Annotated in this window: 14 protein-coding genes; all 14 read left to right on the top strand. The window is 44.9% G+C overall.

Features of this window, described 5'->3' with window-relative positions; genetic code table 11:
• Positions 1–6 precede the first annotated feature (6 nt).
• The 14 genes from HXT39_RS05105 (at position 7) to HXT39_RS05040 (ending at position 16,634) form a co-directional block, all read left to right on the top strand.
• Complete coding sequence (locus HXT39_RS05105; RefSeq protein WP_103013918.1) at positions 7–3,045, top strand: ATP-dependent helicase; 3,039 nt, start codon at positions 7–9, stop codon at positions 3,043–3,045.
• Between the two features lie 142 nt (positions 3,046–3,187).
• Positions 3,188–3,601, top strand: a complete 414-nt coding sequence (locus tag HXT39_RS05100; RefSeq protein WP_004110325.1) for a DUF4418 family protein — start codon at positions 3,188–3,190, stop codon at positions 3,599–3,601.
• A 38-nt stretch (positions 3,602–3,639) separates the two neighbouring features.
• Positions 3,640–4,851 (top strand): FtsX-like permease family protein, encoded by a 1,212-nt coding sequence (locus HXT39_RS05095; protein ID WP_103013919.1) that lies wholly within the window; start codon positions 3,640–3,642, stop codon positions 4,849–4,851.
• 2 nt (positions 4,852–4,853) lie between these two features.
• Positions 4,854–5,636, top strand: a complete 783-nt coding sequence (locus HXT39_RS05090; RefSeq protein ID WP_103013920.1) for an ABC transporter ATP-binding protein — start codon at positions 4,854–4,856, stop codon at positions 5,634–5,636.
• Between the two features lie 435 nt (positions 5,637–6,071).
• Positions 6,072–6,698 (top strand): 30S ribosomal protein S4, encoded by a 627-nt coding sequence (gene rpsD / locus HXT39_RS05085; protein ID WP_004105277.1) that lies wholly within the window; start codon positions 6,072–6,074, stop codon positions 6,696–6,698.
• A gap of 276 nt (positions 6,699–6,974) precedes the next feature.
• Positions 6,975–7,649 carry a histidine phosphatase family protein gene (locus HXT39_RS05080; RefSeq protein ID WP_103013922.1) on the top strand — a complete coding sequence of 225 codons (675 nt, stop codon included), beginning with the start codon at positions 6,975–6,977 and terminating at the stop codon, positions 7,647–7,649.
• A 148-nt stretch (positions 7,650–7,797) separates the two neighbouring features.
• Positions 7,798–8,244 (top strand): DUF948 domain-containing protein, encoded by a 447-nt coding sequence (locus HXT39_RS05075; RefSeq protein WP_076002650.1) that lies wholly within the window; start codon positions 7,798–7,800, stop codon positions 8,242–8,244.
• Positions 8,244–8,489 (top strand): hypothetical protein, encoded by a 246-nt coding sequence (locus HXT39_RS05070; protein ID WP_076002651.1) that lies wholly within the window; start codon positions 8,244–8,246, stop codon positions 8,487–8,489. The genes HXT39_RS05075 and HXT39_RS05070 overlap by 1 nt, the downstream gene beginning before the upstream one ends.
• A 206-nt stretch (positions 8,490–8,695) precedes the next feature.
• Positions 8,696–11,380, top strand: a complete 2,685-nt coding sequence (alaS, locus tag HXT39_RS05065; RefSeq protein ID WP_102703380.1) for an alanine--tRNA ligase — start codon at positions 8,696–8,698, stop codon at positions 11,378–11,380.
• Positions 11,381–11,434: 54 nt separating this feature from the next.
• Positions 11,435–11,893 (top strand): Holliday junction resolvase RuvX, encoded by a 459-nt coding sequence (gene ruvX / locus HXT39_RS05060; RefSeq protein WP_004110340.1) that lies wholly within the window; start codon positions 11,435–11,437, stop codon positions 11,891–11,893.
• A 45-nt stretch (positions 11,894–11,938) separates the two neighbouring features.
• A complete protein-coding gene (gene mltG, locus HXT39_RS05055) occupies positions 11,939–13,129 on the top strand; it encodes an endolytic transglycosylase MltG (RefSeq protein WP_102703381.1) in 1,191 nt (396 codons plus the stop codon).
• Between the two features lie 172 nt (positions 13,130–13,301).
• Complete coding sequence (locus tag HXT39_RS05050; protein WP_102703464.1) at positions 13,302–13,718, top strand: peptidase A24; 417 nt, start codon at positions 13,302–13,304, stop codon at positions 13,716–13,718.
• 49 nt (positions 13,719–13,767) lie between these two features.
• Positions 13,768–14,955 (top strand): chorismate synthase, encoded by a 1,188-nt coding sequence (gene aroC / locus HXT39_RS05045; protein WP_012913896.1) that lies wholly within the window; start codon positions 13,768–13,770, stop codon positions 14,953–14,955.
• Positions 14,952–16,634, top strand: a complete 1,683-nt coding sequence (locus tag HXT39_RS05040; RefSeq protein WP_102703382.1) for a bifunctional shikimate kinase/3-dehydroquinate synthase — start codon at positions 14,952–14,954, stop codon at positions 16,632–16,634. Before aroC ends, HXT39_RS05040 begins: the two co-directional genes overlap by 4 nt.
• The last annotated feature ends 17 nt before the right edge of the window (positions 16,635–16,651 follow it).

The following is a 16,651-nucleotide window of genomic DNA, read 5'->3' as shown; positions in this document are numbered from 1 at the left end:
ACAAGTATGAGCGTAAGTATGGGCGCAAGTATGAATGCAAATATGAGTGCAAAGGATAGCGATTACGGATATGTAAGTGATTTGTTGGGGAATCCAGTTGATTCGTTCGATTCTGACGATCGTTTTTACGAGAATGTTGCGGATGCGAATGATTATGCCAACTACAGTTACGACGAGTATGCTGACGCTTACGCTAAAGAGCCTGATTTTACGCAGCAAGAATATGCGTCTGATCAAGAATCAGTGCCTCCTCAAGAATCAGTGCCTCCTCAAGAATCAGTGCCTCCTCAAGAATCAGTGCCTCCTCAAGAATCAGTGCCTTCCCAACAAGAAGCCCTTGCCCAACAAGAACTGCTTCCTCAAGAATCTCAAGAATATTCCCAAAATTTCGCACATTCTAGAGTTGCAGTTGACGCGCAAAAACTACTCGACGGCTTAAATCCGCAACAATCTCAAGCAGTCCAGTACGACGGACCGGCACTGCTTATTGGAGCAGGAGCTGGAAGCGGCAAAACGCGAGTTCTTACGCGAAGAATAGCTTGGATATTAAGCCAAAAAGGTGCCTGGCCAAGCCAAATTCTTGCCATCACTTTTACAAACAAAGCAGCTGCCGAAATGCGTGAACGTTTAAGCAAACTTATTGGTAGCGAAGCAAATACTATGTGGGTTTCGACGTTCCACTCTGCATGTGTGAAAATACTTCGCAGATCAGGACAGTATATTGGCTTAAAATCAGGCTTTTCTATTTACGATACTTCCGATTGCGAGCGATTAGTAAAAATTATTGCAACAGAGCTTAACGTTGATATTAAGCGTTTTACGCCACGCAGCATTTTGGGCAAGATTTCGGATTGCAAAAATAGTTTAATCACTTGGCGTGAGCAACTAGACATGTATGCTAACGATTACAAGCCTGGTGTTGCAGGTCAACAAATTGCGCACGCTGGCAATTCTGAAGCTGTTTACGCAACTATTTATGCGGAATATCAGCATCGTTTATCTCAAGCAAATGCGGTTGATTTTGACGATTTAATTATGCGAACTGTGCAACTCATGCGCGAAGTACCAGAAGCTGCGCAATATTACCGCCATAAGTTCCGCTATATTCTTGTAGACGAGTATCAGGATACGAATCACGCTCAATACGAGCTTATTCGCGAGCTTGCTGGAGTGGATGTAAAGCAAAATAGTGCAAATCCATCTCAGCAAAATAACACTCCTGCATCAATCACAGTTGTAGGCGACTCCGACCAGTCGATTTACGCTTTCCGCGGAGCAGATATTCGCAATATTCAAGACTTTGAAAAAGATTTCCCAAACGCTACAACTATTATGCTTGAGCAAAATTATCGCTCTACGCAAACTATTTTGGACGCTGCAAACGCAGTTATTTCGCATAATCAAGGACGAAAGCCTAAAAAATTGTGGACGGCATTAGGTAAGGGCACTCCAATTACTGGTTATGCAGCAGACAGTGCTCAACAGGAAGCAGCTTGGGTTGCGCAAGAAATAGCGCGATTAGCAGGTGAAGAGGGCGTTGCTTATTCGGATATGGCGATTATGTATCGCGCTAATGCGCAGTCTCGTTCGCTGGAAGATGCGCTCGTTAAAGCAGGTCTTCCGTATCAGCTTGTTGGTGGCACGAAGTTTTACGAGCGTCGCGAAGTAAAAGATGCGCTCGCATACTTGCAATCTATGGCAAACCCAGATGACGATGTGAATATGCGTCGAATTTTGAATGTGCCTAAGCGTGGGCTTGGAGCGCGTGCGGAGGCTTTGTTAACGCTTTATGCTCAAACACAAGGAGTTAGCTTCTGGCAAGCTTTGGAACATTTGGAGTCAATCGAAGGTATGCCAACTCGCACTGCAACCAAGCTTAAAGAGTTCCGCGAGCTTATGCACAACTTAATTACGTGTATGCAAAACAATGACTCGAAACCTTCTAAAGTTATTGACAGCATACTGAACGACAGTGGTTTGCTGGAGGATTTGCAACGTTCTGAAGATCCTCAAGATGCCGCTCGCGTGGATAATTTGTCGCAATTGCAGTCGGTTGCAGCTGAGTATGAGCAGAATACGCCGGATGCTAGTGTTGCTGGATTCCTTGAAACGACGGCGCTTGTGGCTGATTCGGATCAATTGCCGGATGAAAATGAGGACACTGGTAAAGTTACGTTGATGACGCTTCACACGGCTAAGGGTTTGGAGTATCCGGTTGTGTTCCTAACTGGCATGGAGCAGGGAACTTTTCCGCATTCTCGCGCTTTGGAAGACGATGGCGAGCTTTGCGAGGAGCGTCGTCTTGCTTATGTTGGTATTACGCGAGCTAAGCAGCGTTTGTATGTTACGCGTGCTGCTGTTCGTGCACAATGGGGGCAGGTTCAAGATATGCTTCCAAGCCAGTTTTTGGATGAGATTCCAGATAATTTGATTGATTGGAAGCGCAGAGAGTCTGATGTTGAGCGTTGGGGTGCTTCGTCTAGACGCGGCGATGATTTCGATAGCGATTTTGATAGTGATTTTGGCGGCGATTTTGATAGCGACTTCGGCGGCTGGGATGACGATTATAGCGATGCGTTTAGTGAAAAAACAACTTATGGTGGAAGCAGTTACGGTTCTGAAAAATCGCATGGCTCTAAGTCTTACGGAAGAAATAAATCGTATGGCTCGAGTTCTTACGGATCTTCTTACGGAAAGTCTTATAGCAAGTCTTATGGCTCTTCTTACGGTTCTTCTTACGGCTCGTCTTATTCTAAATCGAATTGGTCTAAGTCAAGTGCAGTAAAAACGCGCAAAGTTACCGCAAAAACTGCGGCTTCAACAAACGCAACAAAAGTTGGTTCAACTTCCGCAGTTATGAATAAAGACAATCATCTAAATATTCAAGACTTCCAAGTTGGCGACAAAATTACTCACGATACTTACGGCTTAGGAACTGTGCTAGCAACGCAAGATAAGGGCAGAAACTCAATTATTACAGTCGATTTCGGCTCCGATGGAGTAAAGCGACTAATGCTTAGAGTTGCACCAATCGAGAAATTGTAAAATCTTCTATTTATGCACTTTAATGTAAGATAAATTTTTAACAAGGACGTGGCATTCGCGGGTGTGGGTGCCGAGAAGCGTGTTGCATTAACGAAAATGTGACACTAAAAAATAAAAACATACATTTAATGAGGTATAAATTATGAAAAACAAATTATTCGCATCAATTCCTGCAATTATTTTCGGCTTGCTTATTGCCATTGCACCATTGACGTTTGCAAAGCCATGCTCAACCGGAGGCATGCACAAAATGCATATGATGATGCAACCTATGGCATGTTACTACACAGGTCGTGCAGCTGTTGGAATCGGCTTAGTTATTGCAGTACTTGGAATTATTGCGTTATTTGTTAAAGAAAATGTTCGCATTGGTTTAAATATTGCTGTAGTTGTGAATGCTTTGCTTATGCTTGCTGTTACAACATTCCTTATTGGCGTGTGCAAGAGCCCAATGATGCATTGTGCATCCGTTATGCGCCCAACGTTGATTGTTCTGTCTGTGCTCGCATTGGTGTTCGCAGCTGTTTCCGTGTATTTGGATAATAAAGAAGATTAATAGTTCAAATAGTTCGAAAAGCTTACTAAAGCAAAATTATGCGCACTATTACGCTAAAGCGATTGCCGCTGGAAAATCTTAAACGCAAGCCATTGCGCACTGCTGCACTTATTGTTGTATCTGCGTGCTTGTCTGCAATATTTTTCGGCGGCTCGCTGATTTCTATGAATCTTGAACGCGGCTTGAACAGTATGCGAGAACGCATGGGAGCCGATATTATGGTTATCCCTCAAGGTACGCACACTAAGGCAGAAGCGTTGCTTACAAACAGTGGTTCAAGCACTTTTTATTTCACTAACGATATTGAGAATTTAGTAAGACGCTCTCCGGGTGTGCAAAAGGCGAGTGCACAAACGTATATTTCTTCGCTTTCTGCAGGATGTTGCGCTGAAAAATTGCAAATTATTGGTTTTGATCCCGATTCTGATTTTGTTATAGGTCCTTGGATTTATTCTCAACATAAGCAGAAGTTACAAAAAGGCGAGATGATTGCTGGCGCAAATGTAATCGTGTCTTATATGAATACTGTTCGTCTTTTTGGACACCAATGGCCTGTAGCTGCACAGCTTGCAAAAACTGGCACAAGCATTGATAATTCAGTGTTTGTGCGACGCGAAAGTGTGCCGCAAGTAGTTGAGTATTCAACGAAAGTAGGGCACACTGCTATTCCAAAGGAATATGCTAAAAAAGCAGTTTCTGCAGTACTTGTAAAAGTACAAAAGGGTTACAGCGCGCAAGAAGTTGCAAAAAATATTCGCAAAACAACTGGTCTTTCAAGCATTGGCATAGTTTTTCCGGGCGGAATTACAGCAACTACGCAAGCTAATCTTGGTGTTTTTACTCGCACGTTGACTTTTATAATTGCTGCGTGCTGGCTAGTTGGATTGCTAGTTTTAGTTGCAGTGTTTTCAACATCTGTAAACGAACGCAAAAAAGAGTTTGCTTCTCTTCGCATACTTGGCACAACAAGAAATATGCTTTTAGGCGTTGTCGTTAGGGAATCTGCGATACTTGGCTTAGTTGGTGGAGTATTGGGGGTTGCGTCTGCAAGTCTTATATTGTTCCCTTACAGTTCTCTTATTTCTGAACAGTTGCAGCTTCCGTATTTGGAAGTGACTGCGCTACCAGTAGCAGTGCTTATGTTAGCGTCTGTGCTACTTGCGCTTGTTGCAGTTGTTGTAGCTTCAGCGCTTACCACATTGCGTATTGCTATGCGCGAAACGTATTTGACACTTAGGTCAGGTGAGTAAGTATGGAAGATAAGAGTCAAAAACTGCCAAGTAATGAGTTTGATATTTTACCTGTTGTTGAGCTTACTCGTGTAACTCGCGAATTTATGCGCAGAAAACACAAATTTTTTGCAGTAAATAACGTGAGTTTTGCGCTAAATAGCGGTGATTTTGTGGCAATCGTTGGAAAGTCAGGTAACGGAAAATCTACTTTACTAAATTTGATTGCTGGGTTATTGAAGCCAACGCATGGAAGTGTAAAAGTTTGCGGCGAAGAGATTTCTGAACGCACTTTTAGTGATGCAAAAATGTCTCGTTTGCGCGCATGTGATATAGGTTTTGTGACGCAATCGCAGACACTTTTACAAAATCTTACTGTGCATGACAACATACTTTTACCTGTGCAAATTGCAGCTAGTGCTTGTGAAGTAAGTAAGTCTGGAATAAGTAAGTCTGAAGTAAGTAAGTCTGAAGTAAGCGAAGATTTAAACGAGACTCGCGCGTTAGAACTTTGCAAGCAATTGCATATTGAAGATTTACTGTGGTGCTACCCAAATGAGCTTTCGGGTGGTGAAATGCGTCGCGTAATGATTGTGCGCGCGCTAATAAACAATCCAAAGCTTCTTATTCTTGACGAGCCTACTGGCGATTTGGATGTAGAGCATACTCGCATAGTTGTGAAAATGTTGCGCGAGGCTGCAAAAAATGGTGTGGCAGTGCTCATGGTAACTCACGATGTTGAGGCTGCTCGCTGTGCGGATTGCACATACACAATGGATTGCGGATTGACTTGCCGGAGCGCTTGAAGCGTAGCGCGCGAAGGCACTTCAATCCGGAAACTCGCTAAAGTTGGAAGTCCAGTGGACTTCCAACGCGAGTTTCGCAAGCGAGCGCGTTACTCGCGCGAGCGTTTTGGCTGGTTTGTGGAACATTTGCCGGGGAACTTACAACGTGAGTTTCGCGCTCAGTACGAAAAATATCAACAATTATTCTTACGGGTGTGTAGAATCAGAAAGGATGCCTATTTTGTGTAAGCATCATCTGGAGCCTTAGCCCATCAGTGGGTCGGCGCGCGGTAGTTATGGCGTTATTTCAACGTTTTAATACTTGCGCGTTCGTGTGTTAGCACGAAGAAGCACTGGAGAGGCCGGCTCAGCGTGAATAATTTTAAGCGATTTTGCGATCGATTAAAAACTTGGTTCACGTTCCGTTCAGATAACGACAGAATTAAAGGATTAGCTATGACTAATATTCAGCGTTCTCGCCGTCAGGTGCGTCTTTCTCGCGCCCTCGGCATCGCTTTAACCCCAAAGGCTCAGCGTATCTTCGAGAAGCGTCCATATGCTCCAGGTGAGCACGGTCGCACTCGTCGTCGCACCGAGTCCGATTACGCAGTACGTCTTCGCGAGAAGCAGCGTCTTCGCGCTCAGTACGGCATCTCCGAGAAGCAGCTTCGTGCTGCTTACGAGAAGGGTACGCACACTGCAGGCCAGACCGGTGACGCAATGCTCACCGATTTGGAAACTCGTCTTGATGCTTTGGTTTTGCGTGCAGGCTTTGCTCGCACCACCGCCCAGGCTCGTCAGTTTGTTGTACATCGTCATATTTTGGTTGATGGCAATCTTGTCGATCGCCCATCTTACCGTGTGAAGCCAGGTCAGACCATTCAGGTTCGTGCCAAGAGCCAGACCATGGTTCCATTCCAGATGGCTGCAGAAGGCGTTCATCGCGACGTTTTGCCAGCAGTTCCTGGTTACCTCGATGTGAATCTTGCCTCTTTGAAGGCTACTTTGACTCGTAAGCCGGAAGTCGATCAGATTCCAGTTGAAGTCAACATTCAGTACGTCGTCGAATACTACGCTCGTTAATTCGCCGATTTAATTCTTAAGGACATACCGCTTGACCCCTGTTGCGCATTCGCGTGGCAGGGGTCAATGCGTTGGCGCGACGACATGCTTGAGCGCAGCACAGCGAGCGCTTATAGTGCGAGCTTTGGTCTGGCTTGGCGCTCCAAATGCGGGTAATTTCCCTCGTGTTTGGAGGGTTTGGTCTGGCGTATCGCTCCAAACGTGGGTAATTTTTCCGGCGTTTGTTGTCGCGCAACTTTCTGACGCTTATGTACCGCGTAGTGCAATAATGGAGTTATGTTGCTGCATCTTTATTTAGTGCGTCACGGTCAGACGCTATTTAATCGCTATAATCGACTGCAAGGCTGGTCAAATTCTCCACTTACTGAAAAAGGTTTGAAAGATGCGGACACGGCCGCAAAAAAGCTAGAAAATATTGCTTTTGCTGCAGCTTATTGTTCGGATACTACTCGTGCGCAAATCACAGCACAACGTATTCTCGATGCAAATGAATCTGCCGGTAACGTGCGCCCGACGCTTGTAAGCGACATGCATTTTCGCGAGCAATGTTACGGCTATTTTGAAGGTCAAGATATGCAAATGGCTTGGTGGGCTGCAGGAGCACCTCACGGAGCTCACACTTATAACGAAATCGTTGAAAAATTTGGGCTTGCAGCTACTCGTGACATGCTTAAAGAAGCGGATCCTTTCCACGATGCCGAGTCAGATATCGAATATTGGACTCGCGTAGAAGAAGGTTTTGCGTTAATCGCTTCAAATTCTTTGCTTAACGATGGAGATAATGTTTTGCAAATTTCGCATGGCAACACTTTGCTAAGTCTTATGCACCGTTTTGCGCCTGCAGGCTACGATTTAAGCGAACGCCCTCAAAACGGAAGCGTAACCAGACTTGATTTTGATACTACCAAACCTATTGATAATGCCATTACTATTCGAGGCTATAACGAGTAGATTCTACTGTTTAACTTTGTTATATGCGTCGTTACCGTTCGTTAGTCTTAAGTCATTGCGAATGGTTTTAACTGTAGTCTGATTTGCTGTTGTATTAGCTTTCAGCGCGGTGAAGTCTTAAGCAAAAATGGTACAGAAAGAGGTTACGATGAGCGTTGGAGACATAGCTGCTCTTATTGCCGCGATTGCGTTTACTGTGCTTTCGGGTTTTTTGATTTATCCGCTAATTAGATTGGGTAAGTTGTTCGATCAGATTGCGAAAACTGTCAAAGAGTCGGGTGAGCATGCGATGCCTGCAATTGACGAGTCTGTGACGACGATTAAGCAAGTTAATAAGACTCTTGACGATGTAAACGCTGTTTCAGGAGCTACGCGCACAACTGTTACGAATATTGGTGCTCTTACTGATTTGTATGGTGCTTTCCTTGGAAAACCGCTCGTAAAAATTGCAGCTGCCGGCTACGCGCTAAAAGATACGGTTGCTTCTTTCTTTAATAAGCCTACTGTTCCAACAGACAAGAATAGTGCCAATAGTAACGTTTCAAAAGAATCCTCTGATAAGAATGCAACTAAGAATGCAAGCAAGGGGGAGTAATGTTCAAGCGTTTATTTTGGATGTTTGTTGGCATTGTAATTGGTGTTCTTACAGTTACGAAGGCTCGTGCATATGTTAAAGCAAAAATGCCGTCTTCTGCTAGTCATTTTATATTTGATAAGGAACCGAAAAATATCACATTGCGCACAGTAATGGGATTGTTTAAAGATTTTAATACTAGCCGTAAAGAGCATGAAGCTGAGCTTAATTCTCGTTATGCTAATCGTAAGAATAGGGAATTTTAAATAAAAAACGAGTTTTTCATAATTTCGTTACTTTGCTAAGTTTAGTTAAGTTAAGTATTGAAGTACTATATTGAATGTTTGCATGATTGCGTCGTGCGTCATGCGGCACGATTTCGTGTGAGCGTTGCATGTGGCTTTTGTTTGTGACGGTTATTTGTGACGGTTTGCGTGGGTCTTGCTAAAAATTACACAAGGAGTTCGTACGTATGCGCACAGCAGAAATTGCAAAGCGTTATCTTGACTATTTTGCTAAGAATGGTCATATGGTTGTTCCTTCGGCTTCTCTTATTTCGCCGAACCCAACAACATTGTTTACTATTGCCGGCATGGTGCCGTTTATTCCTTACTTGCTTGGTGAACAGACGCCTCCTTCGCGTCGTATGGCTTCGAATCAGAAGTGCGTTCGCACTCTAGATATTGACGAAGTTGGTAAGACTACTCGTCACGGCACCTTCTTCCAGATGGTTGGTAACTTCTCGTTCGGCGATTATTTTAAAGAGGAAGCTATTCACTACGCTTGGGAGCTTTTAACTAGTCCTCAAGATAAGGGCGGCTACGGTTTTGACCCAGAAAAGCTTTGGGTAACCACTTACACGGACGACGACGAGGCTCGCGCAATTTGGAAGAACGAGGGCTTTGATCCAGAACACATGCAAGTTTTCGGCATGGAAGATAACTTCTGGACTACCGGCGGCCCTGGTCCTGGCGGCCCATGCTCCGAAATTTACGTGGATCGCGGTCCTAAGTATGGTCGCGACGGAGGTCCGGCTGCTGACGAATCTCGCTTTATTGAGATTTGGGATTTGGTTTTCGAAAATTACCAGGTAGATAACGTCAAATCTAAGACTGATTTGCATATTGCTGGCGAACTCGATCAAAAGAATATTGATACTGGCGCTGGTTTGGAGCGTTTGGCTTACCTTATGCAAGGCAAGGAAAACATTTACGAAACTGACGAAGTTTACCCAGTTATTGAAGCGGCAGAAAAGCTTAGTGGCGTAAAGTATGGCAGCAACGCTGATGCGGATGTTCGTTTCCGCGTTGTAGCAGATCATGTGCGTTCCGCTTTGATGATTATGAGCGATGGCGTGCGTCCAAGCAATGTTGGCCGCGGCTACGTGCTTCGTCGTCTTCTTCGCAGAACTGTTCGCGCAATGCGTATGCTCGGCGTTCAAGATCCAGTTTTGCCAACCTTGTTCCCAGTTTCTAAGTCTGCTATGGAGCCAAGCTATCCGGAGCTTAACGATACTTTCCACGAGGTTAGCGAAGCTGCTTACGGTGAAGAGGATGCTTTCCGTCGCACTCTTGAAAAGGGCACGACTATTCTCGATTTTGCTGTTGAAAAAGCTAAGAAAGAGCATAAGGATGACCCTATAGTTGGCGGCTCCGACGCATTTACTTTGCACGATACTTACGGCTTCCCAATTGAGCTTACTCTTGAGATGGCAGCTGAGCAGGGTGTTAAGGTTGATGAAGCTAAGTTCCGCGAGCTTATGAGCGAGCAGAAGGGTCGCGCTCGCGCTGATGCTTTGAAGAAGCGCCACAACGTGGATGTTAGCGTTTACGACGATATTAAGAAGGCTCTTGAAAAGCCAATTGACTTCCTTGGCTACACTGACTTCTCCAGCCGTTCTAACGTTTTGGCAATTGTTGAAGCAGGTAAGGGCTCTGTTAAAAGCGTTACTGCTCCTGCAAACGCTGAGATTATTCTCGACCGCACGCCATTCTACGCTGAGCGCGGCGGCCAGATTGCTGACCAGGGCGAGATTATTTCCGATGACGGCGCGATTTTGGAAGTTGACGATGTTCAGCGACCAATCAAGGATTTGATTGTTCACAGCTGCCGACTTACCGAAGGAACTCTTAGCGTTGGTGCTCCTGTAAACACCAATATTGACCAGGTTCGTAGAGCTGCTTTGGCTCGAAGCCACACTGCTACGCATACCCTTCACAAGGCTTTGCGCGAAGAGCTTGGTCCACAGGCAACTCAGCGCGGTTCCGTGGTTGATCCAGACCGCTTGCGCTTCGACTTCCAGTGGCCAAAGGCTGTTGATAAGGATGCGCTTTCTCGCGTTGAAGCTCGCGTAAACGAGCGTATTCGCGACGATTTGCAGGTTGTTCCTAAGGAAATGCCAATCGACGACGCTTTTAAGCTTGGAGCAATGCACTTGTTCGGCGAAAAGTACGGCGATGTTGTGCGCGTTGTTGAAATCGGCGACGGTTGGAGCCGCGAGCTTTGCGGTGGCACTCACGCTAAGAGCACCGGAAAGATTGGTATGGTTACAATCCTTTCCGAGTCTTCTATTGGCTCTGGTGTGCGCAGAATCGACGCTCTTTGCGGCGAGGCAGCGTACGAGTATGGCGCCCGCGAGCACACTTTGGTTGCGCAATTAGCAGACATGGTTAATGCTCGCCCAGACGAGTTGGTTGAACGTTTGGAATCTTTGCTTAACAAGATGAAGGATTCTGATCGTAAGCTTGCTTCTGTTTACGAAGCTCAATTAAATGAAGCTGTACCAACATTAGTTGATGAAGCAAAGAATAGTAACGAAAAAGTTAAGTTGGCTCTAAAGAATGTTGGCAACTTTGGCTCATTCGATGCTTTGCGCAAGACAGTCCTAGATATTCGTGCTCGTTTAGGTGAAGATGCTCCAGTGGTTGTTGCACTTGCTGGTGTTAATGAAGACGATCGACCAATGATCGCAGTAGCTACAAACGAAGCTGCTCGCGGTCTTGGTGCTAAGGCTGGCGACTTGGTTCGTACTGCTTCCAAGGTGCTTGGTGGCGGCGGTGGCGGCAAGCCAGACTTCGCTCAGGGCGGTGGTACAGATGCTTCTAAGCTTGATGAAGCTCTCGAAGCTGCGAAATCAGAAGTAGCTAAGCTCGCCTAGTGCGTGTTTTACAGCTTAAAAATTTACGAATCTATACCAAAAGCAACACGAAATATGGTGTGGTTAGGTATTGATTTAGGTGACGCAAGGGTCGGACTTGCACTTTCCGACCCTGGTCTCACCTTTGCGCATCCTATTGGTAATGTGCAAGTGTTTGGAGATTCCTTCCATGCTATAGATGAAGTGCTTGAAGTTATTGAAGATAACAATGTAGAAAAAGTTGTTATAGGCTTGCCTTTGCAACTCGATGGCACTGAAGGAAAATCTGCTAAAAAAGCTCTGCGCTGGGGGAAGAATCTAATAAAACGCATGCAAATATTGCATGACGAAAAAGATTGGGCGTTGGATTATATGCCAGAAGTAGTTTGGAAAGATGAGCGTTTGACAACAGTAAGTGCTCATCGTCAGCTTTTGCAAGCGGATCTTTCTACTAAAAAGCATCGTCCAATGGTAGATCAGCAGTCGGCAGTGTTGATTTTGCAGTCTGCGCTTGACGCAAATAATGCAGAGTAGTTTTGAAAATCGAGTAAAAGCAGAAATAGCGAAGAGGAGAATAGCGTGTCTGACAATTTTGATGAATTTTTTGACAAACATGCAAAGTGGACTGAGCATGATGGCGAGCCGTCGTCAGAATCATCTAATTCTTCTAAATACAAGTCTTCGACTGTTAGCTCCAGAAAACGTGCTAAAGCTCGTCTTGAAGCAAAAAAACGCAGGCGTAGAGCAAAAGTCGTTTTATCTATTCTGCTCGTATTCGTATTAGCTGTTGTTGGATATTTTGGATACAGTGCGGTTCGCGCGTGGAAATTATCTCAAAATAGCGAGTCTGTTGCAGATTGGCCAGGCCCAGGCTTTGGAACGGTTGAGTTTACTATTGACACCGGCGAGGGTGCTATTAGCGTTGCCAACAAATTAGTTAAGGCAAATGTTGTTAAATCTCAATCAGCTTTTACTTCAGCTGTTTCTGCAAATAATAAAATTTTGTATCCTGGCGTTTACTCACTGAAAAAACATATGGCTGCTATTGATGTAGTTGATATTCTTTCAGATCAAACAAAAGCAGGCGGGTTCCTTGAAGTTCGTGCAGGGGATCACGCAGCAGACGTTTTGCAAAAAGCTTCAACATTATCTGGAATAAGTTTAGATAAATTCAAGGCTGCGTTAGCTGATGGTGCTGCAGGAATTCTGCCTGCTGAAGCAAACGGTAGTGTTGAAGGCTGGCTAGAGCCTGGAGTTTATAACGTAAAAGCTATGAAAAGTGCGGATGCTATTCTTTCCGCAATGGTAAAAAAGCGTATTGAAAAACTTGATTCTCTTGGAATTCCTAAAGGTAAAGATAGAGAAAAAGCCTTAATTATGGCGTCTATTGCCGAAGCTGAAGTGAATAATCGCGAATATTATGGCAAAGTTATTCGCGTAATACTGAACCGTTTGGCAAAAGATATGTCGTTAGGAATGGATTCTACTGTTGGTTACGGCGCGGGAGTAAAACCTATTAAACTCACGCAAGCAATGCTTGACGATGCAAATAATCCGTATAATACACGTATTCATAAGGGTTTGACCCCTACGCCTATTGGCATTGCTGGAGACAACGCTCTTCTTGCCACTATTAACCCTCAAGACGGTCCGTGGCTTTACTTTGTCACCACGAATTTGAAAACTGGTGAAACGAAGTTTGCGGATAACAAAGACGAATTCTTGAAATTCCGCGACGAGTACAAGCGCAACAATCCTGAAGGCAACTAAACTGTTAAATAAAAATATAGCTTTTAACCACATATATGTTTTGAGGTTGTAACAGTTTCGCAAGTTTTCGTAATCTGCTTTAATGAAGCAATTAATTATTACGATACTATCGGTGCTGCCAACGCTCACATGTTTAATTTCAGTTTGCGCAACTGACATAAAAAGTCGCGTAGTGCCAAGACTTTGGGTTGTTATTGCAGGAATTTTTCAATCTTTTGCGAATCTCATATATTCGATTATTTTATTTAGAAATATTAGCGTGCTTATTTTCGGCTGGATTTCTTGCGTAATTATTTTTGTAATTTACTGGGGTATGCGAAAAATTTCCGCAAAAAATGCTATTGGCTTCGGAGATGTTACGAGCGCGTCAATGATTGCGCAAGCCTTGGTATTATTCGGCTTTGACTGCCTAATTTACTGGTTCGCTTTAGTTGGAGCAGTTGGCTTACTTTGGCTTTTGCTATGGAAAATTTACTGCAAAATCTGCTCGCCAATCAACGCATCAATACCATTCGTACCAGTAGAAGCAATATCTGCAATACTCGCAGCATTGCTGTCAATAACAACCAGCTCAATACTTGGTAGTTAGTAGAGTAAAGTATTTAGACGCGTAAATTACTTGAGAATGGAGAAATGGCATGCTTAGATGGCAAACGGCAGGGGAGTCGCACGGTGAAGCGTTAGTAGCCATGATTGAAGGTTTGCCGGCTGGCGTGCACATTACTAGCAATGATGTAGTTTCGGCACTTGCTCGCCGTCGCCTTGGTTATGGTCGTGGCGCGCGTATGAAGTTTGAGCAAGACAAAGTGCGTCTTTTAACTGGAGTTCGCCACGGCGTAACGCTTGGTTCTCCGATTGCTGTAGAAATCGCGAATACAGAGTGGCCAAAGTGGACCGAAGTAATGAGTGCAGATCCTTTGGATCACGAGGTTGAGCAAGTTGGCAGAAATGCTCCTTTGAGCCGCCCTCGTCCAGGGCATGCGGATTTAACTGGTATGCGCAAGTATGGTTTTAATGATGCTCGCGAAGTTTTAGAGCGTTCGAGTGCTAGGGAAACAGCTTCGCGCGTTGCTTTGGGTGCTATTGCTGATGCGTTTTTACAGCAAGCTTTAGGCGTGCGCACAGTTGCGCATGTTATCGGCATTGGCGGCGAATACACTAACAAAAGTTTAGCTTTACCAACACCAGATGATGTTGCTGCTTTGGATGCTTCTCCAGTTCGCACTCTCGACAAAGATGCGCAAGCGCGAATGATGGCTCGCATCGACGAAGCAAAAGCAAATGCAGATACGCTCGGTGGAGTAGTGGAAGTGCTTGCTTACGGCATGCCTGCAGGAGTTGGCACATACGTTGAGTCGGATCGTCGCTTGGATGCGGCTCTCGCGAGCGCGATTATGGGAATTCAGGCTATTAAAGGCGTGGAAATTGGTGACGGTTTTGCAGAAGCAGATCGCCCCGGATCGGCCGCGCACGACGAAATGGTAACAGACGAAAATGGGAAAATTAAGCGTCTTACTAATCGAGCTGGAGGAATTGAAGGCGGAATGTCGAACGGCGAAATCATTCGCGTGCGCGCTGCAATGAAACCAATTCCGTCTATTCCACGCGCTTTGCGCACAGTGGATGTGCTTACTGGCGAAGCTGCTCAAGCTATTAATCAGCGCTCTGATTTCACTGCTGTGCCAGCTGCTTCTGTAGTTGCAGAAGCGATGGTAAGGCTTACTTTAGCTAAGTATGCTTTGGAAAAATTCGGCGGAGATTCTTTGCAAGAAACGCGCCGAAATGTGGAGTCTTACGTAGCTTCCTGGCCGGAGAATATGAAATGAGCAACACTAAACTTCCGCTAGCTGTTATTATTGGCATGCCTGCTGCTGGAAAAACGCGTGTTGGCCGCGAAGTTGCGCATCTTATGAATCTGCCTTTTTATGATACAGATGACATGATCGAGTGCGATATTGATATGTCAATACCGCAATATTTCGAGGAATATGGCCAGGATGCTTTTCGTAAAATAGAAGCTCGCATAGTGCGAGAGGCAATTTTGGGAGATACACCTACAGAAGATTCTACAAAGGGAATAGTTTCGCTTGGTGGCGGTGCGCCTATGCGTGAAGAAACTCAAAAAGTTTTGCGTGAGTATATGCGCTGTGGCGGTCGCGTTGTGTATTTGCAAGCAAATGCTAAAGAGGCTATTGAGCGTGCAAGCTGGAATAATAATCGTCCTATGTTTTCTGGAGAAGATGCGCAAAAGCGTTGGATGGAATTATTTGAGCAGAGAGATCCTGTTTTTAGAGCGGTATCGAATATTCACATGCAAACAAAAGGTTCGACTCCGTATATGGCTGCAGAAAAATTAAGGAGCATGATTATGCAACGTATTGTGCACGTAACAGGTGAAGGAATTGAACCATACGATGTGCGAATTGGTGACGGTGCAATGCAACTTCTGCCGCAAATGCTTGGAACTAAGCCAGTTAAAGTGGCGTTAGTTCACACGCAACCTGTTCAGCGTCATAGCGACAAAGCTCGAACTATTTTGCGCCAATCTGGTTACGAAGTTTTCGACATGTTAATTCCGGATGCAGAAGCTGGAAAAACTATTAAAGTTGCAAGTGGATTGTGGGCTAACCTGGCAGAAGCTGGTTTTACTCGTTCGGATGCAATTGTTGGTTTAGGTGGAGGAGCAGCAACGGATGTCGCTGGCTTTGTTGCTGCAACTTGGATGCGTGGAATTCGCTATGTAAACTGCCCTACTTCGCTTCTTGCGATGGTTGACGCGTCTACGGGCGGTAAAACTGGTATTAATACGGATGCTGGAAAGAATCTAGTCGGCAGCTTTTACACTCCAGCTGGCGTTTTAGCAGATACTTCTACGCTTGCAACTCTTCCAAACGATATTCTTATTGAAGGCTTGGGCGAGGTTGCAAAATCTGGTTTTATTCGCGATGGCGAAATTTTGAAGATTCTTAGCGATGCCAATAACGCAAGGCTTTTGCGTGAATTTAATGGGGATGATTTAGAAAATAATAACGAACTTCATGAACTGCTCGTGGAGCTTATTGAACGCACAGTTAAAGTAAAGGCGTATCACGTATCGAGCGATTTAAAAGAGCAGGGTTTGCGCGAGTTTTTGAACTACGGGCATACGCTTGGTCACGCTATTGAGCAGATTGAGCACTTCCGTTGGCGTCATGGAAACGCTGTAGCTGTTGGCATGGTTTTTGCGGCGGAGCTTGCGCAAATTTTAGGATATTTGGATGCGAGAGACGTTGCGTATCATCGTTCGCTTTTGGATTCGCTTGGATTGCCAACTTCGTGGCAGTGTGCCAAAGATGCGGATGCTGCTTTTGAGTGTGTGCTTAACCTTATGCATCGCGACAAGAAAGCGCGCGGCAACATGCTACGTTTCGTAATTTTGGATGGTATTTCTAATCCTATGCATTTAGACAATCCGCCTATTGAAGCTGTTCGTGAAGCTTTTGAGCGCGTTTATAAGCAAAAATAATTAATCTTGCGAGGTAA

The sequence above is a fragment of the Gardnerella sp. DNF01159 genome (assembly GCF_049244215.1).
Taxonomy (GTDB): Bacteria; Actinomycetota; Actinomycetes; order Actinomycetales; family Bifidobacteriaceae; genus Bifidobacterium; species Bifidobacterium swidsinskii.
This window is presented reverse-complemented; position numbering and strand designations above follow the sequence as displayed.